Here is a 21,725-nt window from a genome sequence, read left to right as displayed (position 1 = left end):
TTCAGGCCTGTAGCCATCCAAATAATCTTTAGCAATTTGCATAATCTTCTAAACGGCGGAAATTAAACCATTTTTTTTATTAATATCGACTATTTGCTTAAAAAACAAGCAGCACAAATCACTGCTATCAAACCATCTGGCAATTGGCGCTTACACATTTCATTACATTTTGTTGTTCCTATTGTCTTGACCCGCTCCTGGGCCTGACCGATCATTACCATATAAATATTTTGTAAATATATCGAGGTTTTCATGTACGTGTCCCGGATAAGCAGTGCAATAGCGTTAAGCTTAACATTGACGTTGGCCGGCATTAGCAGCTTGCCAGTCATAGCTTCAACGGATACTAAGGTTTGCGAAGGAAACCAGTGCGAAAATGAAATGCGCCGGCTGATAAAACTAGCTCGTAGTGGTAGTGGCGACGCTGCCGCGTTTGTGGCAATGGCTTATGCATCTGGTGATGGTCTGGAGCAAAATCACCAGGAAGCCACGCGTTTTATTAAACTGGGAGTACGACACCGTAATCCGATGGCAACTTATCTGATGTCGGACTGGTACCGTAATGGCTTTGTACTGGAGCAGAACACTGAACAGGCAGATAAATTACTGGCACAAGCCGTAAAAAGTGAATATGCGCCGGCGTTGTACCAACAAGCTGTTCTGCATTTACAAACTGACGACGAAGCTAAAGTAACCGAAGCCGTCACCTTGTTAGAGCAAGCCGCAGAGGCAAAGCTAATGAACGCGATGTTTCTGCTGGCCCGGTTAAAACAAACCGGTACAGCAACCGAACAAGATTTAGCTGGCGCAGGCCGTTTGTTCAAGGCACTTACCCTGGCCCGCCATCCGCAAGCCCGTGACTACCTGCAACAGGTTATTGATGAAATAGCTGCAGATGAACAGCAAACTGAACTGGTTGCCGATTTTAAAAGCGTCGACGACATTGAAGTGATTCAGGTGCGCGGCCAGAAACTGGAAGCCAATGTGATGCTTGATGGCCTGGTGCGACGACTTAATGCCAGTGGCAAGTATGACCGCCGCTCGATTGGTAGCAGGATAAGCGGCGTTAGCTGTGAGAACTCAGGATCAGCCTGTGCATCAATTAAACCTGGCAATAGCGCCAGTTCGTTGGGTGAAGTGCTAAGCGGCGGCAAATAAACAACCATGTAGTCATGGTGGATTTGAGCCATAAAAAAAGCACCCGAAGGTGCTTTTTTTATTACGATACAGGCTGGCGAATTAACGATTGCCCAATACCGCGAAACGTTTCTTGAAGCGGTCAACCCGGCCGCCAACGTCTAATACTTTCTGCTTACCAGTGTAAAACGGGTGGCAGCTTGAACATACGTCCAAGTGAATATCTTTGCACAAAGCTGAGTGCGTTTTGAAGCTGTTACCGCAAGTACAGGTCGCAGTAATTTCTTTGTATTCTGGGTGGATACCTGGTTTCATGGATTACCTCGTTAGGCCGTATCGCTATCTGGTCATCATGTGCCAGACACCATACGTAATTACAGTTAATTAAGGGCGCGTAGCTTAATAGATAGCCAGCAAAGTTGCAACTGGCATCCACAGATATTTAGCATTTTGTTTTACTTGGCAGCAGCCTGACAGCACCTTACACTATACCTTGCTTAACCTGAAGGATGTTCGCTGTGTCAGTTATTCGCGTTGCTCTGCCATTGCCACTGCGGCAGCATTTTGATTATTTGCTAACTGCCGATCAGCAGGTACAGATAGGCAGCAGGCTGCGGGTCCCTTTTGGTAAACGCGAATTAATTGGCATTGCCTGGCAGCTGAACCCGACTGACCACTATCCGTTGGCTCAGCTAAAACCGGTGATAAGCGTTATTGATAGTCAGCCGGTAATTCACGAAACACTGCGCCAGTTGCTGACCTTTGCTGCAGAATACTATCACCATCCACTTGGCGAAGTGTTAACCGCTGCCCTACCCGCACTGCTGCGTGAAGGCAAAGACCTGGCCGATTATCAACAATATGCCTGGCAATTAACCCCGGCTGGGGTGCAGGCGAGCCCGGCTGATTTTAAACGCTCAGCCAGGCAGCTGGCTTTATGGCAAGCCTTGCAAGATGGTCAGGTTCCGGCGCTGGAATTGCAGGCTAGTCATTCACGTTCAACACTGAAACAGTTGGCAGACAAAAACCTGATTGAACAACTTACTCTGCCCCTAAGACCCTATACGCAACGCGGCCTGAAACAACCGGCATTGCAACTCACAGCTGATCAGGCGCTGGCAGTTACCGCAATTAATCAGGCGGCTGAGTATTTTCAAAGTTTATTACTGGAAGGCGTCACCGGTTCAGGCAAGACAGAAGTGTATCTGCAAGCCATTGCGCCATTGTTAGATGCCGGCAAACAGGTGCTGGTCATAGTTCCAGAGATTGGCCTTACCCCACAAACGCTGGCGCGTTTTCAAAGTCGCTTTCAGGCCCCGGTACTGTGCTGGCATTCTAACCTGACCGATACCGAACGCCTGAATTGCTGGCAGCAAACCCAGGCGGGCAGCACAGCTATCGTTATTGGTACCCGCTCAGCCTTATTTTTACCTTTTGCCAGACTAAGCCTGATTATCATTGATGAAGAGCATGATCAATCACTGAAACAACAAGATGGCTTTCGCTACCATGCCCGGGACCTGGCCATTAAACGCGCGGCTATCGAACAGTGTCCCATTTTGCTGGGTTCGGCCACTCCTTCGCTGGAGAGCTTGTATAATTGCCAGCAAAAACGCTTTATTCACCTAAGCTTGCATAACAGGGCCGGTGGCCAGGCCATGCCCCGCTATCAGCTGGTCGATTTAAAACAGCAGGTATTGCAGTTTGGTCTGGCTAGCCAAACGCTGCAATATATCCGGCAGCAGCTACAGCAAGGTATGCAGGTAATGTTGTTTTTAAACCGGCGCGGCTTTGCACCAGCGCTCAGCTGTCAGGAATGTGGCTGGCTGACCGAATGCCATCGTTGCAGCGCCTTTACCACCTACCATAAACAAAGCCGGCAGCTAGTCTGTCACCATTGCGGTGCAATAAAAGCAGTGCCTCGTCAATGCACACAATGCGGCAGCGCGCGCCTGGCGCCGGTTGGCCAGGGTACCGAACAACTGGAAGAAAATTTACAGCAATTATTCCCAGACGTTGCCATTACCCGGCTGGACCGCGATACCACCCGGCGCAAAGGTGCACTGGCCAGTGCACTTGATAGCATTAACCAAAGTGGCCCAAGGCTTATTCTGGGCACCCAAATGCTGGCAAAAGGTCATCATTTCCCCTTTGTTACCTTGGTAGTAATTGTTGATGTTGATGGCGCGTTGTACAGCAGCGATTTCAGAGCACCCGAGCAATTGGGCCAGTTGCTTACTCAGGTGGCGGGCCGTGCTGGCCGGGGTAGCAACCCCGGTACAGTATTACTGCAAACCCATTATCCGGAGCATGCACTGCTGCAGGATATTATTCAGAATGGCTATGCTGCTTTTGCCCGCAGCGCGCTACTGGAGCGACAGCATACCCGGTTACCCCCTTACCAGCACCTGGCGCTATTTCGGGCAGAAGCGTTACAAAGCACGCTGTGTCAGCAGTGGTTAACTGAACTGGCTGCGCTTGCTAAAACAATGCCAGGCCTCGAGTTACTGGGCCCTCTGAGTTCACCAATGGAAAAACGTGCCGGTAAATACCGCTGGCAACTGCAAATTTATAGCAACCAGCGGCCACTGCTGCATCTGGCATTAACGTCATTGCTAAAAGCATTGCAACACTGGCCACTCAGCCGTCAGCTGAAATGGCAACTGGATATAGACCCCATCGACTTGAGTTAACGGCTTAAGTTAACTGCATTGGTACTACTTATTTCTTTTTCAGACTAAGCAGGTAGAATAGCGCCAGTGAATTCTTAAGTCAGGTTGTTAAGCTGTCAATATGCCGCAAAAAGATTACGTAAAAACTGCCCGCCCCAAGCCCAAAGCGAAACCCAGAGCCAGCAATACGCGCCGGGGTAGTCAGAGCAACAGGAGAGCAGCCAGCAAAGCCAATCGTCCGTGGCTGCTTATTATAGTAACCGCCTTACTGCTAAGTGGCTTTGCTGGGTTTCTTTGGTATTTAAAACAACAGCCCTCTTCCACTACCAACACGTCTTCTGAGGCAGCAAAAAGCACACCAGCGGTCGATGAGTTGCCGGTGAAGCCTGTTGCAGAACCTTACCAATACATCAAAGAGCTGGAAAATAAAGAAGTACAGGTAGAAGTAGATACCGCAGAACGCGAGCCACAAGGTCCGTTTCAAATGCAATGCGGCTCATTTCGCCAGGCGGAGCAGGCTGAAGCCATGCGCGCTCAGATCGCTTTTGCTGGTTATGCCTCTGCCGTTCGCCGCACAGAGGGCAGCAACGGCGTCTGGTACCGGGTGGTATTAGGCCCTTATGATTCGAAACGCCAGGCAACGGCAGATCGAAATCGGTTGCAGCAGCAAAATATCAATGGCTGCCGGATTTGGAATTGGACTTGAAAAGCAGAGCCACCAGCCACACTTAAGCCCTAGGTTTATATTCGCCATAGGGCTAAAATTCATGACAACTATCGTTTCTGTTCGCCGTAACGGCCATGTCGCCATTGGTGGTGATGGCCAGGTGTCGTTAGGCAATACCGTAATGAAAGGTAATGCCCGCAAGGTACGCCGGCTATACAACAACAAAGTACTGGCAGGCTTTGCCGGGGGCACGGCCGATGCTTTTACATTATTTGAACGGTTTGAAGCAAAACTGGAACTGCACCAGGGCCATTTGATGCGTGCCGCCGTTGAGCTTGCCAAAGACTGGCGAACCGACCGCATGCTTCGCAAACTCGAAGCACTACTAGCGGTTGCTGACACTACCTGCTCGCTGATCATCACCGGCAACGGGGATGTGATCCAGCCGGAAAACGATCTTATCGCTATTGGCAGTGGTGGTCCCTATGCGCAGGCTGCTGCCACGGCTTTATTGCAAAATACTGAGCTCAGTGCCCAGGATATTGTAGAAAAAAGTCTCACTATCGCTGGTGATATCTGTGTCTACACCAACCAGCAACATACAATTGAACAACTTTAAGCAGGTTTATTATGTCTGATATGACCCCCAGAGAAATAGTCCATGAGTTGGACCGACATATTATTGGCCAAAGCAAAGCGAAGCGTGCCGTGGCCATTGCCCTGCGAAACCGCTGGCGCCGGATGCAATTAGAAGTTGGTCTGCGGGCCGAAGTCACCCCAAAAAATATTCTGATGATTGGCCCCACCGGGGTAGGTAAAACCGAAATAGCCCGCCGATTAGCCAAACTGGCTAATGCTCCCTTTATTAAGGTTGAGGCCACTAAATTTACCGAAGTCGGTTATGTTGGTAAAGAAGTTGAAAGTATCATTCGCGATCTGACCGACAGTGCGGTGAAAATGCTGCGCGAACAAGCGATTGCTAAAAACCGGTTCCGGGCAGAGGAAGCGGCGGAAGAACGTATTCTGGATGCATTACTACCAAAACCTCGTGATAGCTGGGCAGACGCGGATAATCAACCTGCAGCTGACAACAACACGACCCGGCAAATTTTCCGCAAGAAACTGCGTGAAGGCCAGCTTGATGACAAAGAGATAGAGCTTGAACTGGCGCAAACTCCGGTTGGCGTGGAAATAATGGCGCCGCCCGGTATGGAGGAAATGACTTCGCAACTGCAAAGCATGTTCCAGAACCTTGGCAGTGATAAAAAGAAAAAACGTAAACTGAAAATAAAAGACGCTTTAAAGCAGTTGGTTGAAGAAGAAGCCGCCCGTTTGGTTAATCCGGAAGAGCTAAAAGCCGAAGCACTGGAGGCCGTTGAGCAAAATGGTATCGTGTTTCTGGATGAAATTGATAAAATATGTAAGCGTGGTGAAACAAGTGGCCCCGATGTGTCACGCGAAGGCGTGCAACGCGATTTACTGCCACTCATTGAAGGCTGTACCGTTAATACCAAGCATGGCATGGTAAAAACAGACCATATTTTATTTATTGCCTCCGGTGCCTTTCAGATGAGTAAGCCGTCTGATTTAGTCCCTGAACTACAAGGCCGCTTGCCAATCCGGGTAGAATTGGAGGCGCTGACCGCTGCCGATTTTGAGCGTATTTTAACTGAACCAAAAGCCTCGCTTACCGAGCAATCTATTGCCATGCTGGCAACCGAAGGTGTTAATATCAGCTTTAGTAATGAAGGCATTAAAAGCATTGCCGCCGCCGCATTTCAGGTTAATGAAACGACTGAAAATATCGGCGCCCGTCGATTGTACACCGTGATGGAGCGTTTACTGGAAGAAATATCCTATGATGCGGCCGACCATGCCGGCGAGCATATCGAGATTACTGCCGATTATGTTGAACAGCATCTGGGTGCATTAGTGCAGGATGAAGATTTAAGCCGGTTTATTCTGTAGCAAAGGGATCTGCAAGCAATGACATTACGCACCCTGCATTACCACCAGCAACGTCGGATACTGGACTTGATTTTCAGCGATGGGACAGTAAAAGCACTGTCCGCTGAGTTTTTGCGGGTGCATTCGCCATCAGCTGAAGTGCGTGGGCATGGCAAGCCGACCCTGGTGGCCAATAAACGTGATGTCGCTATCAGAAAAATTACCCCCGCAGGCCACTACGGGGTTAAACTGACCTTTGATGATGGTCATGACACCGGTCTGTACCACTTTCGCTATTTGAGTCAGCTGGCTGACGATCAACATATGCTTTGGCAGCGCTATCTGGCTCAGCTTAAAGCAGCTAATGCCAGCCGCGATAGCCTGATCAGCACCCGCAAGCTTAATTAACCCTGGTAGCGTCAGGCTTTGAATATTTCAACGCTCTGACGCAAGCTGGCTGCCTGTTGCGCCACTTCCTCACTAATTGCCGCATTTTGCCGGGCATAGCCAAAAGTATCGTCCGACAAATCACGTATTTTCACCACGTTTTTATTCACCTCAGCGGCAACATGGCTTTGCTGCTCAATTGCGGCAGCTATCTGCGTGGTCATATCCATAATGTTGGTGACATCACCGGTGATCTCACCCAGTAACTTCATGGCTATGCCTGCCTGGTCCGCACTGTCTGTCCCTTGCTGCCGGCACTGTTGCATTGCATCAACAATATGCCGGGTGCGACCTTGTAATGCGGCTATAATTTCTTCAATCTGACCGGTTGACTGTGCGGTTCGCTGCGCCAGATGGCGCACTTCATCAGCCACGACCGCAAAACCACGCCCCTGATCACCAGCTCTGGCCGCTTCGATAGCTGCATTCAGTGCCAACAGATTAGTTTGTTCAGCAATTCCACGAATAACATCCAGTACCGAACCAATAGTCTGACTATCCTGCTCCAGCTCAGTAACAATATTGGTTGCTTCCTGCAGCCTTCCAGACAGTTGCTGGATCTGCTTAACTGTTTGCTCCACTTCCCGCCGCCCGCTATTGGCATTCTGGTTGGTTGCATCAGCCTTGGCGGCGGTCATTTCGGTATTGCTGGCAATTTCATTGATGGTCGCGCCCATTTCGGTTACCGCAGTGGCAACCATATCCGTCTCTGCTTGTTGGCGCTGCATGCCCTGACTGGTATCAGACGTCGACTGGGCTAACTCCGCTGTTGCCTGGTCCAACATGCCCAATGCTTCATTGACAGTACGAATTAGATGCTGAATATCGGCCAGCATGGCATTAAAATCCTGTGCCAGCTGGCTCATTTCATCCTGACCACTTTCATCTACCCGCTTACGAAAATCGTGTTCATTACGGATAAGGCCAATGGTTTGGCATACGGCCAGCACAGGGCTGATAATACTTCGGCTGGTGAAGCCTACCAGCGCCAGCATGAGCAGCAGAACCACCACAAAAATAATAATGGCCAGCTGCTTAGTACTGGCCACTGCAGCCGCAATGGCGTCACTGGTTTCTGCCGATAACGTTTCCAGACTGGTCTCGGTTTGTTGAATAGCGGAGCGCATCTGCCCTGTCAGCCCCTGCGTTTCATCCAACCCCAGCTGTTTCATGCCCTCAACGAAGCTGTTAAAGCCATCACGGTAAGCGTTTGCCGCAGCTGTACCAGCAGGAAAACTACGTTGCAGTGAGCTAATAAACGTCGCAAACTCACTATTAAAGGTGTCGGCATAACGTGGTTCAAGGCGTAATAAGAAATCTTTTTCAAGCCGACGTAACTGCAATAACATCATAATTAACTGGGTTTCATCAGTCTGATTGAGCTGTTGCTCCAATGTCTGAGCGCTATCCCGCAGGCGGCCCATCAAACCTTCGGCTGGTGTTAAGCCTAGCTGCTGCTGCTGAGCAACCAGCTTATTAAAAACCTGCTGATACTCAGCAGTAAGCTGATTGAACCTGTCCAGCGGCGCGGTGGGTATGTCGTGGCTCTGCAGATACTGTCGCAGTGTCACGCCTTTGTCAGTTAACTGCTCGATACGGTCATTTAACCGTTGCTGATATTTCAGATCATGGCGCATCATGAAGTCTTTTTCATGTCGACGCAGCATCAGTACCGTGGTGTTAAGCTGTTCCACCAACTGCTGGGTACTGGCTAAACTGGTTAATTGGTTACTTTGATAAAACAGAATTGCCAGCATCATTAGCATGGCAATAATTAAAGCAAGCGCATTGGCTAAAAGCCGTTGTTTAATGGTTAACCGGCGTAGCAACTTCATAAGCGTACTCAACAAACTCTAAAAAATTAAGACTAGTTTACTTTAGTAAATGTTAACAGTAACGGTCGAAATAATTAGCTGGGATAGGCGTTGAAAAATGCTAACGCTTCTGCCTCCGGTAATGGTTTGGCAATGTAATACCCCTGCACCGCGTCACAAGATAAACTGCGCAACAAATTGAGTTGATCAATGGTTTCAACACCCTCAGCCAGAATACGTTTGCCCAGGCCGTGCGCCAACTTTATCATGGTTTTGACAATCATCATGTCGGAGTCATTCGATGTCATATCCATCACAAAACTGCGATCAATTTTAATTTTTTCAATCGGCATTTTACGTAAGTAAGCCAGCGACGAATACCCGGTACCAAAATCGTCTATCGACACTTTAATGCCCATTTGCTGCAATTCCAGCGCAAAATTTGAGCCTTTTTCCATATCCTGCATTGCCGTATTTTCAGTCACTTCTAACTCCACCATGTCAGGTGAAACTGAATATTGTTGCAATAAGCCTTTGAGCTCCTGTTTTAAACCTTCCTGTTCAAAATGGACAGGTGACATATTTATTGCCAACGGGATATGCACCCCTTGCTGTTGCCAGCGCTGTATGCTGGCCACGGCATTACGCAAAATCACCAGATCCAGCACCTGACTCAGGCCAAGTTGCTCGCATAACGGTAAAAACTCGCCCGGCATTAACAGGCCTCGTTGCGGGTGCTGCCAACGAACCAGCACCTCAAACCCTTCAAGCAAATTACTGCGCAAACTAAGTTGCGGTTGATAGTACAACACAAACTGATTTTCACTGATCGCCTGCAGTAATTCACTTTCCCAGGCTAGCAAGCGGGCAGTTTCTTCTTCCATGCCGGTCTGATAACTCAACCAGCTGGCTTGCAAACGCTTGGCCTGATGAAAGGCAATATTGGCCTGCTGCAATAGTTGTTCTGCCGTTGACGCATGAATAGGAAAGTGCGACAAGCCAATGCTGGTTGTCAGCTTAATCGGCCCGCTGTCGAGTAAAAAGGGTTTTTCGATTAACTGCTGAATATGCTGTAAGCTGTATTGCAGCTGCTTTTCATTAGCAATATCAGTCAGTACCAAACCGAAAATATCTCCGCCTGTGCGGGCAATAAGGGCGGGTTTTACTATACTTTGCTCGAACCGCCGGATCACTTCCCGCAGGATCCGATCACCTTGTTTCAGGCCAACAGACTCGTTAACGTTTTTAAATTTATCCAACCCCAACATCACCACATGCAAATTACCCGAACTGTGGCTCACAATTAACTGCTCCAGCTGAATAAGCAGGGCATCGCGATTGAGTGCACCGGTCAATTGGTCGTGTTGATCAAGATAACGGGTTTTCTCGGTCAGTTTCAGGTTAGTACTACGCTCATTTTCCTGTAACCAGATGACCAGTGAAAATCCCAGCGTTACCAGCAGCACCAGTTCAATACTCTTATAAACGAACATAAAATTAAGTGATTCTAAACTGCTTATTTGCAGCAATCTGCTCAGCGCACTCCCCAGGTACAAAACACCGCAAAGCACCAATACAACCGATGCTAATTTTGGACCAAGCCCCCGGCTGTTACTTTGCCACAGCCCGGTGCCGGCCATAAGCAGCATTATTCCGGTTATCGTCAGACGGATTTCATTATTCAGAAATTGTTGCCAGGGCTGCATCTCCTGTGGTGTCAGGGGAATTATCATCCCAGCACAGGAAAGAATAAATACGACAACAAAGTAACGACTCACCGGCCAGCCTATTGTCTGTCTGGTGTTGAGTGGGAATTGCTGTCGATTGCCCAGCAACATGAGCAACGCAAAACTGTAGCAGGCAAAGTTTACTAAGGTCACCAATGGCAGCCGCGCCCAACTTTCGCCAAGCCAGGTGGTATAAAGGAGTAAAATAGCTACCTGATAACCAGCAAACGCTAAAAAGGCCAGTAGCCAGAATTTCAAATAAGTTTGCCGGTATATTCTCAGGTAGTACCAGAATAACGCCGTCATCAGCAATGCCAACCCGGTTTGGGTTAAGTACAGGGCAATTCTGGCGAATAATTCTGCTGGCACGGTGCGCTCTCTGATCGGTTGGCAACACCACCTTAGCAAACAAATTGCTTTTGCAGCAATACTTTGTTGGACACTAAGCTCGCTTAACCCGCATTATTCCCTTGAGCTTGTAAGGCATAACGCTATACTGTGCAAAAGCAGTTATCTTACGGAGCCTCCTATGGAATACAATACTTCAGAACTTTGCGATCTTTATGCGGATCAGGTCGACGTGGTCGAACCTATTTTTGCAAATTATGGTGGCAGACGTTCATTCGGCGGCCAAATCCACACCATTAAATGCTTCGAAGATAACGGCCTGATACGCCAGATGCTTGCCGACAATGGCGTGGGCAAAGTACTGTTAATTGATGGCGGCGGCTCTGCAAGGCGTGCGCTGATTGATGCTGAACTGGCGAGCATGGCTGCCAGTAACGGCTGGGAAGGCATCGTCTGCTATGGTAGCGTCCGTGATTTAGACGCATTGGAAGACTTTGAAATTGGTATACAGGCGGTTAACGCCATTCCAATTGGTGCCGACGACAACGGTTTTGGTGAAACCGAGGTGCCGGTTAACTTTGCAGGTGTGACGTTTCTGCCCGGTGACCATTTGTATGCTGACAGCACCGGTATTATTATGTCACCTGACCCACTCGATATCGAATAACAACAGGGCAGATGCCTGATGTTACAACGTTTTACGACGACTGACTTAGACAACTACTGTACCAGGCGCAGTGGCGAAAACCGGCTGGGCTCACAACTCAGATTGCCACAGCCTGATCACCCCTATGCTGAACTTCTGGCGACCCATAAAGCGAATGGTGGTCAATTTGTTTTGGTGGGCATTGCCGAATGTATCGGTCCGCTTGCTAATATGGGCCATCCCGGTGCCGAACTGGGCTGGCATGCTTTTTTACAGCGATTTCTGAATCTGCAGCATAACGATGATCTGGACGCCGGACGTATCTTGTTACTCGGACAGATCGCGTGCAGCGATCTGCAACAACGCGCGGTAGCCCTGAGTAATCAAGACCCGGAGCAACTTCAGCAGCTTCGGCTTCTTTGTGCCGAACTGGATCAGCGGGTCTACCAGCAGATACTCCCTATTTTTGCAGCCGGACTATATCCTGTCGTCATTGGCGGTGGTCACAATAATGCGTTGCCACTATTACAGGCGTTAGCTGAAGTGAGTAAACAGCCTGTTAATTGCGCTAATCTGGATCCGCACGCAGATTTCAGGCCACTGGAAGGACGGCATAGCGGCAATGGCTTTAGCTATGCCAGCGCCGCCGGATATCTGGGTCACTACACCATATTGGGGCTTGATCTGCAGAAAAATTCTGCAGCAAGCTTAGCTCTGCTGCAACAAGCTGGAGGCGAATACCTGAGCTATCAGCACTTTGCAGTGCGCCAGGCGTTAAGCTATCAGCACGCATTAGACAGAGTAACTGAGCACTGCTGTCAGGGCGCAGCTGATATTGCTATTGAACTGGATACAGACAGTATTCACACCATGCCAGCCAGTGCACTTAACTATACCGGCCTGACGGTAGAGCAGGCAGCTCAGTTTGTCTTTCAGTTAGCAAAATTACCGCGTGCCCGCTACCTGCATCTGGCGGAAGCTGCTCCGGCATGTCATCCGGCGGGTGTTGCGGCAGGCATTAGCCAATGTGGTCAGGTACTTAGTGCGCTGGTGCTGGCATTTTTTGCCGGTAAAGCGCTCCAACCACCGCAAATTTAACCAGGGTGACGTTGCTGCCATTGGCGCAACCATGCCGGAAAACCACTCAATTCGAATGGCTGCGAATACCAGAACCCCTGTCCTCTGACACAACCCATTCGCAATAACTTGTCGGCAACTTCTGCACTCTCGACACCTTCAGCGATCACCCCCAAACCCAGGTTACGCGCCATATCGATAATCGCACCGGTGATGGCAATATGTGCCTCGATTTTGTGTAATTCACTGATAAAGCTACAGTCCACTTTAACGTACTGCACGGGTAACTGACGCAAATACGCCAGTGAAGAAAAGCCGGTACCAAAATCATCAAGTGCCAACTCAACCCCCAGGCTATGTAGTCGCTGCATCATTGCCATGGTGCGCTCTGGTTCCGCTACTAACGCATTTTCGCTGACTTCCAGCATCAGAAACTTTGGCTTAACCTGATATTTTTCAAACAGTCGTTCCAGGGCTTCTATCAGTTCATCCTGCAATAGATCTTTGCTGGAGATATTAACGGCGATCCGGCTTACCAGTCCCTGCTCAGTAAGGCTGGCTATGGTTTTTATCGCGTGCTCTAACACCCACAGGCTAAGTGGATAAATCACGCCCATTTCTTGCGCAAGTGCCAGAAACGCCTCGGGTGCAAGCAAGCCTTTTTGCGGATGCCGCCAGCGAATAAGCACTTCAGCAGCCAACACCTGGCGGTTACGCATCGCCATTTGCGGCTGAACAAACAATACCAGCTGATCTTCATCAATGGCCTGACGCAATTCGGCCATCAGCGCCAGTTTTTCAGTAGTGTAATTAATCATATCCGACGAAAATAACAAGCTGGCACCACGGCGCCACTGGTAATGTTGTAAAGCCAGATAGGCCCGTTCCAGTAATTCATTAAACTGAGTACTATGATCAGGGTAAAGTGAAATACCAACTCCTAACCGGTATTCGATGGCACAGCCATGAACCAGCATAGGCTGGGGCACTGATTTCTGCAGTTGCTTAGCTAAAAATTCGGCCCGGGCGCTCTGGTTACCGATATCCAGCCAGATAGCAAAGTCAACACTGCCCAGGTGACATACCCGAACCGGTTGCTGCTGGCGATATTCATAAGTCAGAATTTTGCTTTCGCTGGCAAGGTTATCGTTAATTCGCTGAGCTATCTGGGCCAGAATTAAATTGCTGTTGCTATGGCCGAGCAGCTGGTTTATCTGGTCAAACTCTTCTACTTTAAGCAGGATCAGCGCAAACTGCTGATCTGGCGAGCTTTTCAGAATAGCATCCAGCTTACGTTGCAACGCATATTTGTTGGGAAAACCACTGATGTCATCGTGTAAAGAATAAAAGCCCGCTAAATCGGCCTTGGGTTTTAATGCTCGTCTAAGCCGGAATTTTAACGCAACAATATAAATAAATGCGAACAGCAGTAACAGCACCAGCAGCAGTAAAAGTACTGTAACGGGCAACGTCGGTTCAACCTGACTCGCCATCGCCGGCCCGCTGACGCTGACCAGCCCAAGAGCTGAAAAACGGTTGAATCCAATTACCATGGCGCTACCACACCTTGTTACTGCTAAGTTGGGTTTTATTGACAGCTTACCCCAAATTTACTGCTTGTAAAGCCATATGGCTCAGAGCTTAACTGGCTTACCGTTAACGATCAGTTGCTTAAGCTGATTAACGCCAAATTGATAACAGAGCTCGGCTGGCTGGCTGATATTAAAACAGCCAAAGTCTGCCCGCATGCCGCTGGCTAATATGCCCCGATCGTGCAGCCCTAATGCCGCTGCAGCGTGTCGGGTTACTCCCAGTAAGGCCTCTTCAGGAGTTAAGCGGAATAAAGTGCAAGCCATGTTTAACATTAACGGTAATGAGCACAATGGCGATGTACCTGGATTTAAATCAGTGGCAACTGCCATTGGTACCTGATATTGCCGCAACAGACTGACAGGAGGTAGCTGGGTTTCCCGCAGGAAATAATAAGCGCCGGGCAGCAACACCGCCACCGTGCCTGCTGCTGCCATCTTTGCCACGCCAGCTTCATCTAAAAACTCAACATGGTCAGCCGACAAGCCGCTAAACTCTGCAACCAAACTGCTGCCACCAAGATTTGACAACTGTTCAGCATGCGCTTTTACCGGTAATCCCAATGCCTGGGCGGTGGCAAAGACTTTGCGGCATTGGCTGACACTAAAGCCTACTCCTTCACAGAACACATCAACGGCATCTACCAGCTTTTTGGCAAGCAGCTTTGGCAGCATCTGACATACTTCGTCAATATAACCGTCTGGGTTACCGACAAATTCAGCTGGCAGCGCATGAGCCCCCAAAAACGTTTTGATTAATGTTGCGGGGTGGTGCTTATCCAGTTCCGCGGCGACTTCCAGTATTTTTTGTTCAGTGGCTAAATCGAGACCATAACCCGACTTTATTTCTACCGTGGTCACTCCCTGAGCCAGCAGGGTATTCAGCCGGTCTTTCGCCAGGCCAAACAAGTGTTCATGGCTGACCGCACGGGTAGCAGTAACGGTAGCGTTAATACCGCCACCCGCGGCTGCAATTTTTTGATAACTGTCACCATTTAAGCGCATTTCAAATTCATTGGCGCGATTACCGGCATAAATCAGGTGGGTATGACAATCAATAAAGCCGGGTAACAGCCATTGACCCTGCGCATCGTGTAAGGGCGTTGCCATTGCATCAAATTCAGGCAACTCGTTACGGCTACCAATAAAAGCAATCAAGCCGTCTTTTATGGCCAGAACACCATTTTCAATGGTGCCGTAAGGTTTGCCGTTACCCGCCATGGTAGCGATATTGGCGTTAATCCAGATGGCATCAAACTGCTGCATAGGGCTCTCCTGTCGACAATCACTAAATAATTTTACACCACCAGCTTGTATATACAACCAAATTGCAGTATTTTTTATGTAGCCGGGGCATTTTTAATATTGTTGTGCTTTTTTTGTGATGATGGAGTGGCAATGGCCAAGTTTGCTGAAATAAAAGAGTTTATGCTCAGCCAGATTGAGATTGGTGCCTGGCCGGAGCATAGCCGGGTGCCATCAGAAAACGAACTGGCCGAGCAGTTTAGTGTTAGCCGGATGACGGCACGCAGAGCGCTGCAGGAGCTGACTGAGCAAGGCATTTTATACCGGACACAGGGTGTTGGTAGTTTTGTCGCGGCACTAAAGTCGCAGTCATCCTTGCTGGAAATCCGTAATATCGCCGATGAGGTACAGGCCCGTGGCCACGCTTACAGTGCAAGATTACTTCAACTTACAGAGTTACCGTGCCCGACCATTATTGCCAGTGCCCTGGGGTTGCAGCGCAATAATCCGGTATTTTTCTCATTAATAGTGCATCTTGAAAACAACCTACCATTGCAGCTCGAAGCACGATATGTCAATCCGTTGCAGGTACCCGCTTATATTTCGCAGGATTTCAGCCACCAGACGCCACATCAGTATTTAAGCCTGATTGCCCCACTTACCGAAGCGGAACATACCGTTGAGGCTATCTGGCCGGACGATTTTACCTGTAAACATTTAATGCTGAAAAAAGCCGAACCCTGCTTACGTCTGACCCGTCGTACTTTCAGCCGGGAAGGCGCAGTCAGCCTGGCATATTTAACTTCACCGGGTAGCCGTTATCGCTTAGGCGGCCATCTGAATTTTTCACTACCGAACAACAGAGAGCGTATCTGATGACTGACTCACGTATCGACCACAGCCGGGTAGTTCGCGCTGATCGCGGTGCTACAATTACGGCTAAAAGCTGGCAAACCGAAGCCGCCAAGCGGATGTTAATGAACAATCTGGATCCGGAAGTGGCCGAGCACCCGCAAGCGCTGGTGGTATACGGTGGCATCGGCCGTGCAGCGCGCAACTGGCAGTGTTTCGACAAAATCGTTGAGGTACTGAACCGGCTGGAAGACAACCAGACTTTGCTGGTGCAAAGTGGTAAACCGGTCGGCGTATTTCCTACTCACCCAGACGCCCCCCGGGTACTGATCGCCAACTCGAATCTGGTACCCGCATGGGCAAACTGGCAACATTTTAATGAGCTGGATCGCAAAGGCCTGATGATGTACGGCCAGATGACAGCGGGGTCCTGGATTTATATCGGTACTCAGGGCATTGTCCAGGGCACTTACGAAACCTTTGTTGCTATGGCCAGACAACACTTTGCTGGCACAGCGAATGGCAAATGGATTTTAACCGGCGGCCTTGGTGGCATGGGTGGCGCACAGCCATTGGCTGCCACCATGGCCGGTTTTCACATGATTGCTTGCGAAGTTGACGAGAGCCGCATCGATTTTCGGCTGAAAACCGGCTATCTGGATAAAAAAGCTTATTCGCTGGATGATGCCTTAGCCATATTGGAGCAGGCAAAAACTGAAGGCAAACCAACCTCTATTGGTTTACTGGCCAATGCCGCTGATATTTATGCAGAACTGGTTACTCGCAATGTCACCCCCGACGTGGTGACAGATCAAACCTCAGCGCATGATCCACTGAACGGCTATCTGCCACAAGGCTGGAGCATGCAACACGCCGCTGAACAACGACAACTCGATGAAGCCGGGGTAGTAAAGGCCGCTAAAAAGTCAATGGCGGTGCAGGTTCAGGCAATTCTGACACTGCAACAACGCGGTGCAGTTGCGACAGATTACGGTAACAATATCCGCCAGATGGCCCAAGATGAAGGTGTGGCGAATGCCTTTGACTTTCCGGGCTTTGTGCCAGCTTACATCCGGCCTTTGTTTTGTCAGGGGATCGGGCCATTTCGCTGGGTAGCATTGTCAGGAGATACCGAAGACATCTACAAAACCGATGCTAAAGTGAAAGAGCTGATCCCGGACGATCCCCATCTGCATAACTGGCTGGACATGGCGCGGGAGCGTATTCAGTTTCAGGGCTTACCTGCCCGCATCTGCTGGATTGGGTTAAAAGATCGGGCACGGCTTGCACTGGCGTTTAATGACATGGTTAAAACCGGCGAGTTAAAGGCGCCGATTGTGATAGGCCGTGATCATCTCGACTCCGGTTCAGTTGCCAGCCCCAACCGCGAAACCGAAGCAATGCTGGATGGCTCTGATGCGGTATCAGATTGGCCGCTATTGAATGCGATGCTTAATACCGCTGGCGGCGCCACCTGGGTATCACTGCACCATGGTGGCGGTGTTGGCATGGGTTACAGCCAACACAGCGGCGTGGTAATCGTCGCTGACGGCACCGAGCAGGCAGCAGCCCGCATTGGCCGCGTGCTGTGGAATGATCCCGGCACAGGCGTGATGCGCCATGCCGATGCCGGATACGACATTGCAGTTAACTGCGCTAAGGAACAAGCCTTAGATCTACCCATGGTGACGGAGTAACAAGATGAGTTTTACATTGAATTTAGTGCCAGGCAAGTTAACACTTGCCCAGTTACGACAGGTACAACAAGGGCCGGTACAACTGGCTCTGGATAACTCAGCAATACCGGCCATTGAAAAGTCGGCAGCCTGCGTTGCTGATGTGATTAAACAGAATAAAGTTGTGTATGGCATCAATACCGGTTTTGGCCTGCTGGCTAATACCCGGATTAAAAATGAAGAGCTGGAACTGCTGCAGCGCTCTATCGTATTGTCGCACGCCGCCGGTTTTGGTGACTTTATGGATGACAGCACCGTACGCTTGATGCTGGTCCTGAAAATTAATGCGCTGGCCCGTGGTTTTTCCGGTATCCGCCTGACAGTGATTAACGCATTAATAGCACTGGTTAACGCCGGGCTTTATCCATGTATTCCGATTAAAGGTTCAGTTGGTGCTTCAGGTGACTTAGCGCCGTTAGCCCATATGGTGTTGCCATTAATTGGCGAGGGCGAGGTCAGCTTCCGTGGTCAAATATATGATGCAACAGAAGGTTTGGCGCTTGTGGGTATGGCGCCTCTAACCCTGGCGGCAAAAGAAGGACTGGCGCTGTTAAACGGCACCCAGGCGTCTACCGCACTGGCACTGGAAGGCTTATTCCGGGCCGAAAATTTATTTGCTGCCGGTGCAGTCATTGGCGCAATGAGTGTCGAGGCGGCACTTGGTAGTCGCGCGCCTTTTGATGCCAGAATTCATGCAGCCCGTGGTCAGCATGGACAGATTGATGCCGCGGCTATTTACCGGCACTTACTGGCTACTGGTTCAGAGGTGGGGGCATCTCATAAAGATTGTGAAAAAGTACAGGATCCTTACAGCTTGCGCTGTCAGCCACAGGTGATGGGGGCCTGCCTGACTCAGATCCGCCAGGCCGCAGAAGTATTGCAAATTGAGGCCAATGGCGTAACCGATAACCCGCTGGTATTTGCCGACGAAGGCGATATTCTTTCGGGTGGGAATTTTCATGCTGAACCGGTCGCCATGGCCGCCGATAATCTGGCATTGGCCATAGCCGAAATAGGCGCGCTGTCGGAGCGGAGAATGGCACTGTTAATTGATGCCAGTTTAAGTAAGCTACCCGCTTTTCTGGTTCCTAACGGCGGTGTAAACAGTGGCTTTATGATCGCTCAGGTTACTGCGGCAGCGCTTGCTTCTGAGAACAAAAGCCTTGCTCACCCGGCATCGGTTGACAGCTTACCCACTTCTGCAAATCAGGAAGATCATGTGTCGATGGCAACCTTTGCCGCAAGACGGCTGGCAGATATGAGCGAGAATACCACCGGCGTGCTGGCGGTGGAGTATCTGGCTGCGGCGCAAGGACTGGATTTCAGGGCTCCGTTGAAATCTACGGCTGTACTGGAAAGTGCCAAAGCTCTGTTGCGGGCCGAAGTCAGCTTTTATCAGCAAGATCGTTATTTTGGGCCGGATATAGAAAAAAGTGCCAGCCTGATCCGTAGCGCAGCGCTTAATCAATTCATTCCTGGCGCGTTGCTTAGTAGTTTTTAACTTAAACCGTTCCACTGCCGTTTTTACAGGCGCACCAATCTGGTGCGCCTTTGTTTTTTTAAGTCAATATCATTATAATTTCCGGCTAGACCAGTTTCAGTTTGTTTGCTACCTTGTTGTTTTTTAACATCTCCTGATTTTCTCATTATCATTGTGAAAAACAGCGACCAGCTGGACGGATGCCATGACGTTAAAAGTTGCCCATAAAGTTATTTTAGGCTTCGGCTTTATTTCAGCGCTATTGCTACTAGCCAGCATTTCAGCTCTGTTCAGCTTTAATACGGTTACCCGTTATACTAATGATGTCAATCAACTGGCAGTACCTGCCCAGCAACAAAGCAATCTGGCCCAGATCCAGTTACTCAAGCTGGCAAAATTATCGGCTTTGGGCTTCACCGCTGAGCAGCAAACTGAAATAGACAATTATCAGCAGCAGTTTGCTGTCAGCCGGCAACAGTTTATCTCGTTGATCACTGATTTTAATCAACTCACCACTGAGGACGCTGCATTACAACAGCCACTGCAGGCTGCTCTTGGCCACTTTAATCAATATAGTGCCGCCGTAGAAGGCATGTTTAATGCCAGGCATAAAAGCCTTACAGCCGCACAGGCGGTTGAGACAGAACTAAGCTTACTGGAAACGGCTATTGATGATGCCGGCGCCAGCTTGCTTGATTTAGCCGACGCCGATCTGGGGCTGGATGATGAGGTAATGGAACAGATAAGTGGCAATGCAGCAAGAATTGACGGCCAGATCCTTGGCTTGCTCAATACCGTACGCGAAATGGCAGGCTATGCTGATTTAACAGTGCTGGACCGTAACCAGCAAAATATTGGTTTTACCCTTAGCGACATTCAGGTCAATATTGATTATCTGGACCGGCAAATCAGTGGAATCGAAACGGAAGGTCTGTGGCCGCAGTTCTTGCAGCAATTTAGTGCTCTGTCTGAGCAACTACAAAGTGATCGCAGCTTACTTAGCATGAAACAACAACAGCTGGCACAACAGCAAAATGCTCGCCGTCAGCTAAACTCCTCAGAGCAACAGGTGGCACAAGCCATAGTATCACTGGACCAGGTCGTCTCGCTGGCAGATCAGCGATTTACCCAGTTGCAGCGGCAAGTATCAACCGCCTTAAGCTCAGGCAGCAACCGTACCCTGGTAATGATGATAGTGTTGGTACTGCTGGCCGTGGCAGCCGCTTATCTGACCATTAACGCCATGTTAAAACCGCTGGCGAGTATTAATCATATGCTGGGTAATATTGCGACCGGAGATTTAACCCGCGAACTGACCATCGTGCAGCAAGATGAATTTGGTGCGTTGTCGGCTAAGGTAAACAGCCTGATTGCAGCGCTGCGTAGTTTGATCACAAATATTCAGCAGAATGCGACTGAGTTAACCAGCAATGCCAGTCAGTCAAGTAATGAAGTGCAGGAAATCAGTCAGTCCTTGCAACAGCAGCAGCAACAGATCAGTCGTGTTAACTCTATAACAGACGAGTTGGCTGATAACACTCAAACCGTAGCAGTTCAGGCCCGGCAGGCTGGTGAAGCCATGCGTCTGGCACTGGAGCAAAGCCAGCACATTCAGAAAGTGTCTGACAAAAACAAACAATTGATTACCGGCCTGGCTGGTCAGTTGTCCGGCACCAGCGATGTGATGAACAAGGTTAATGATCAGTCTACTAATATTGGTGGAATACTGACTACCATTAGCGCTATTGCTGAACAAACCAATCTGCTGGCATTAAATGCAGCGATTGAGGCGGCAAGGGCCGGAGAGCAGGGCCGCGGTTTTGCCGTGGTAGCCGATGAAGTAAGATCACTTGCCGGACGCACTCAGCAGGCGACCAACGAAATACGCATGATGATTAACAGTTTACAGCAACAAAGTGAGCAGGCGGTTGCATCAATACTTACCGGTAAGACAGAAGCGGAACAATGTGTTGCCACCACTGCGCAACTGGCCACCGCGCTTGAAGCGGTTAATCACGCAATAGCGCAAACCCGGCAAATAAGTAATGCGGTTAGCGATGCGAGTGCCAGCCAGCTAAACTTAGGCTCTGCTATTAGTGACAATATGCAGCAAATGGTGCAATTGGCTAACAGCAGCGCCAGTAAAGCTGAACGGACCTTAGTGCATAGTGCCGATGTCGCCAGATTATCGACGCAACTTCAATCTGCTGCTACCCGGTTTAAAATCAGTTGAAAGTACTCACAGCTTAGGTGGCGAACTGCTTAGTGGAATAACCGCTAATAAAAAAGCTGGCCGAAGCCAGCTATGCAGGAAGTGAAGCAGTCCGTGTTTATTATTTTG

18 protein-coding genes are annotated in these 21,725 nt (G+C 49.5%); 12 read left to right on the top strand and 6 right to left on the bottom strand.

The window, feature by feature from the left end; all coding sequences use genetic code 11:
• Window positions 1–89: 89 nt before the first annotated feature.
• Entirely contained in the window at window positions 90–254 is a 165-nt protein-coding gene (locus B2Q61_RS07215; protein WP_290622787.1) for a hypothetical protein, read from the bottom strand.
• A 127-nt stretch (window positions 255–381) separates the two neighbouring features.
• Between B2Q61_RS07215 and B2Q61_RS07210 the strand changes: the two genes are divergently transcribed.
• Complete coding sequence (locus B2Q61_RS07210) at window positions 382–1,158, top strand: tetratricopeptide repeat protein (protein ID WP_290619237.1); 777 nt, start codon at window positions 382–384, stop codon at window positions 1,156–1,158.
• 81 nt (window positions 1,159–1,239) lie between these two features.
• On the opposite strand, the gene rpmE is transcribed toward B2Q61_RS07210, so the two are convergent.
• The gene (rpmE, locus tag B2Q61_RS07205) at window positions 1,240–1,452 is read right to left on the bottom strand and encodes a 50S ribosomal protein L31 (RefSeq protein WP_019675731.1); all 213 of its coding nucleotides are present in this window, start codon (window positions 1,450–1,452) and stop codon (window positions 1,240–1,242) included.
• A 203-nt stretch (window positions 1,453–1,655) separates the two neighbouring features.
• Between rpmE and priA the strand changes: the two genes are divergently transcribed.
• The 5 genes from priA (at window position 1,656) to B2Q61_RS07180 (ending at window position 6,831) form a co-directional block, all read left to right on the top strand.
• On the top strand, window positions 1,656–3,830 hold the full coding sequence (gene priA / locus B2Q61_RS07200; protein WP_290621861.1) for a primosomal protein N': 2,175 nt from the start codon (window positions 1,656–1,658) through the stop codon (window positions 3,828–3,830).
• 100 nt (window positions 3,831–3,930) lie between these two features.
• Window positions 3,931–4,515 carry an SPOR domain-containing protein gene (locus B2Q61_RS07195; RefSeq protein WP_290619241.1) on the top strand — a complete coding sequence of 195 codons (585 nt, stop codon included), beginning with the start codon at window positions 3,931–3,933 and terminating at the stop codon, window positions 4,513–4,515.
• A 61-nt stretch (window positions 4,516–4,576) separates the two neighbouring features.
• Entirely contained in the window at window positions 4,577–5,095 is a 519-nt protein-coding gene (gene hslV / locus B2Q61_RS07190; RefSeq protein ID WP_290619243.1) for an ATP-dependent protease subunit HslV, read from the top strand.
• Between the two features lie 11 nt (window positions 5,096–5,106).
• Entirely contained in the window at window positions 5,107–6,444 is a 1,338-nt protein-coding gene (gene hslU, locus B2Q61_RS07185) for an HslU--HslV peptidase ATPase subunit (RefSeq protein WP_290619245.1), read from the top strand.
• A gap of 18 nt (window positions 6,445–6,462) precedes the next feature.
• Entirely contained in the window at window positions 6,463–6,831 is a 369-nt protein-coding gene (locus B2Q61_RS07180) for a gamma-butyrobetaine hydroxylase-like domain-containing protein (RefSeq protein WP_290619246.1), read from the top strand.
• An 11-nt stretch (window positions 6,832–6,842) separates the two neighbouring features.
• On the opposite strand, the gene B2Q61_RS07175 is transcribed toward B2Q61_RS07180, so the two are convergent.
• Window positions 6,843–8,705, bottom strand: coding sequence for a methyl-accepting chemotaxis protein (locus B2Q61_RS07175; protein WP_290619247.1), 1,863 nt, complete (start codon window positions 8,703–8,705; stop codon window positions 6,843–6,845).
• A 74-nt stretch (window positions 8,706–8,779) separates the two neighbouring features.
• Window positions 8,780–10,780: a putative bifunctional diguanylate cyclase/phosphodiesterase gene (locus B2Q61_RS07170; RefSeq protein WP_290619249.1), complete on the bottom strand. Its 2,001-nt coding sequence runs from the start codon at window positions 10,778–10,780 to the stop codon at window positions 8,780–8,782.
• Window positions 10,781–10,940: 160 nt separating this feature from the next.
• Between B2Q61_RS07170 and rraA the strand changes: the two genes are divergently transcribed.
• The gene (rraA, locus tag B2Q61_RS07165; RefSeq protein WP_290619251.1) at window positions 10,941–11,426 is read left to right on the top strand and encodes a ribonuclease E activity regulator RraA; all 486 of its coding nucleotides are present in this window, start codon (window positions 10,941–10,943) and stop codon (window positions 11,424–11,426) included.
• A gap of 18 nt (window positions 11,427–11,444) precedes the next feature.
• Window positions 11,445–12,503, top strand: a complete 1,059-nt coding sequence (locus tag B2Q61_RS07160) for an arginase family protein (protein ID WP_290619254.1) — start codon at window positions 11,445–11,447, stop codon at window positions 12,501–12,503.
• Here the strand turns inward: B2Q61_RS07160 and B2Q61_RS07155 are convergent.
• The gene (locus B2Q61_RS07155) at window positions 12,500–14,035 is read right to left on the bottom strand and encodes a putative bifunctional diguanylate cyclase/phosphodiesterase (RefSeq protein WP_290621860.1); all 1,536 of its coding nucleotides are present in this window, start codon (window positions 14,033–14,035) and stop codon (window positions 12,500–12,502) included. The genes B2Q61_RS07160 and B2Q61_RS07155 overlap by 4 nt on opposite strands.
• An 81-nt stretch (window positions 14,036–14,116) precedes the next feature.
• Window positions 14,117–15,337: an imidazolonepropionase gene (gene hutI, locus B2Q61_RS07150; protein ID WP_290619256.1), complete on the bottom strand. Its 1,221-nt coding sequence runs from the start codon at window positions 15,335–15,337 to the stop codon at window positions 14,117–14,119.
• Window positions 15,338–15,469: 132 nt separating this feature from the next.
• On the opposite strand from hutI, the gene hutC reads away from it, so the two are divergent.
• From hutC to B2Q61_RS07130, 4 genes are all read left to right on the top strand, one after another.
• Window positions 15,470–16,192: a histidine utilization repressor gene (gene hutC / locus B2Q61_RS07145; RefSeq protein WP_290619257.1), complete on the top strand. Its 723-nt coding sequence runs from the start codon at window positions 15,470–15,472 to the stop codon at window positions 16,190–16,192.
• The gene (gene hutU, locus B2Q61_RS07140) at window positions 16,192–17,865 is read left to right on the top strand and encodes a urocanate hydratase (RefSeq protein ID WP_290619258.1); all 1,674 of its coding nucleotides are present in this window, start codon (window positions 16,192–16,194) and stop codon (window positions 17,863–17,865) included. The genes hutC and hutU overlap by 1 nt, the downstream gene beginning before the upstream one ends.
• Before the next feature lie 4 nt (window positions 17,866–17,869).
• On the top strand, window positions 17,870–19,405 hold the full coding sequence (gene hutH / locus B2Q61_RS07135; protein WP_290619260.1) for a histidine ammonia-lyase: 1,536 nt from the start codon (window positions 17,870–17,872) through the stop codon (window positions 19,403–19,405).
• Between the two features lie 184 nt (window positions 19,406–19,589).
• Window positions 19,590–21,617 (top strand): methyl-accepting chemotaxis protein, encoded by a 2,028-nt coding sequence (locus B2Q61_RS07130; RefSeq protein ID WP_290619262.1) that lies wholly within the window; start codon window positions 19,590–19,592, stop codon window positions 21,615–21,617.
• Window positions 21,618–21,725 lie beyond the last annotated feature (108 nt).

This window comes from Arsukibacterium sp. UBA5043, from assembly GCA_002415085.1.
In the GTDB taxonomy this organism is placed as follows: Bacteria; Pseudomonadota; Gammaproteobacteria; order Enterobacterales; family Alteromonadaceae; genus Alishewanella.
This window is presented reverse-complemented; position numbering and strand designations above follow the sequence as displayed.

Bases quoted from the DNA above. Each gene is read 5' to 3' on its own strand.
- B2Q61_RS07215 (WP_290622787.1), bottom strand. From the start codon at position 254: ATGAAAACCTCGATATATTTACAAAATATTTATATGGTAATGATCGGT.
- B2Q61_RS07210 (WP_290619237.1), top strand. From the start codon at position 382: ATGCGCCGGCTGATAAAACTAGCTCGTAGTGGTAGTGGCGACGCTGCC.
- rpmE (WP_019675731.1), bottom strand. From the start codon at position 1,452: ATGAAACCAGGTATCCACCCAGAATACAAAGAAATTACTGCGACCTGT.
- B2Q61_RS07195 (WP_290619241.1), top strand. From the start codon at position 3,931: ATGCCGCAAAAAGATTACGTAAAAACTGCCCGCCCCAAGCCCAAAGCG.
- hslV (WP_290619243.1), top strand. From the start codon at position 4,577: ATGACAACTATCGTTTCTGTTCGCCGTAACGGCCATGTCGCCATTGGT.
- hslU (WP_290619245.1), top strand. From the start codon at position 5,107: ATGTCTGATATGACCCCCAGAGAAATAGTCCATGAGTTGGACCGACAT.
- B2Q61_RS07180 (WP_290619246.1), top strand. From the start codon at position 6,463: ATGACATTACGCACCCTGCATTACCACCAGCAACGTCGGATACTGGAC.
- B2Q61_RS07175 (WP_290619247.1), bottom strand. From the start codon at position 8,705: ATGAAGTTGCTACGCCGGTTAACCATTAAACAACGGCTTTTAGCCAAT.
- rraA (WP_290619251.1), top strand. From the start codon at position 10,941: ATGGAATACAATACTTCAGAACTTTGCGATCTTTATGCGGATCAGGTC.
- B2Q61_RS07160 (WP_290619254.1), top strand. From the start codon at position 11,445: ATGTTACAACGTTTTACGACGACTGACTTAGACAACTACTGTACCAGG.
- B2Q61_RS07155 (WP_290621860.1), bottom strand. From the start codon at position 14,035: ATGGTAATTGGATTCAACCGTTTTTCAGCTCTTGGGCTGGTCAGCGTC.
- hutI (WP_290619256.1), bottom strand. From the start codon at position 15,337: ATGCAGCAGTTTGATGCCATCTGGATTAACGCCAATATCGCTACCATG.
- hutC (WP_290619257.1), top strand. From the start codon at position 15,470: ATGGCCAAGTTTGCTGAAATAAAAGAGTTTATGCTCAGCCAGATTGAG.
- hutU (WP_290619258.1), top strand. From the start codon at position 16,192: ATGACTGACTCACGTATCGACCACAGCCGGGTAGTTCGCGCTGATCGC.
- hutH (WP_290619260.1), top strand. From the start codon at position 17,870: ATGAGTTTTACATTGAATTTAGTGCCAGGCAAGTTAACACTTGCCCAG.
- B2Q61_RS07130 (WP_290619262.1), top strand. From the start codon at position 19,590: ATGACGTTAAAAGTTGCCCATAAAGTTATTTTAGGCTTCGGCTTTATT.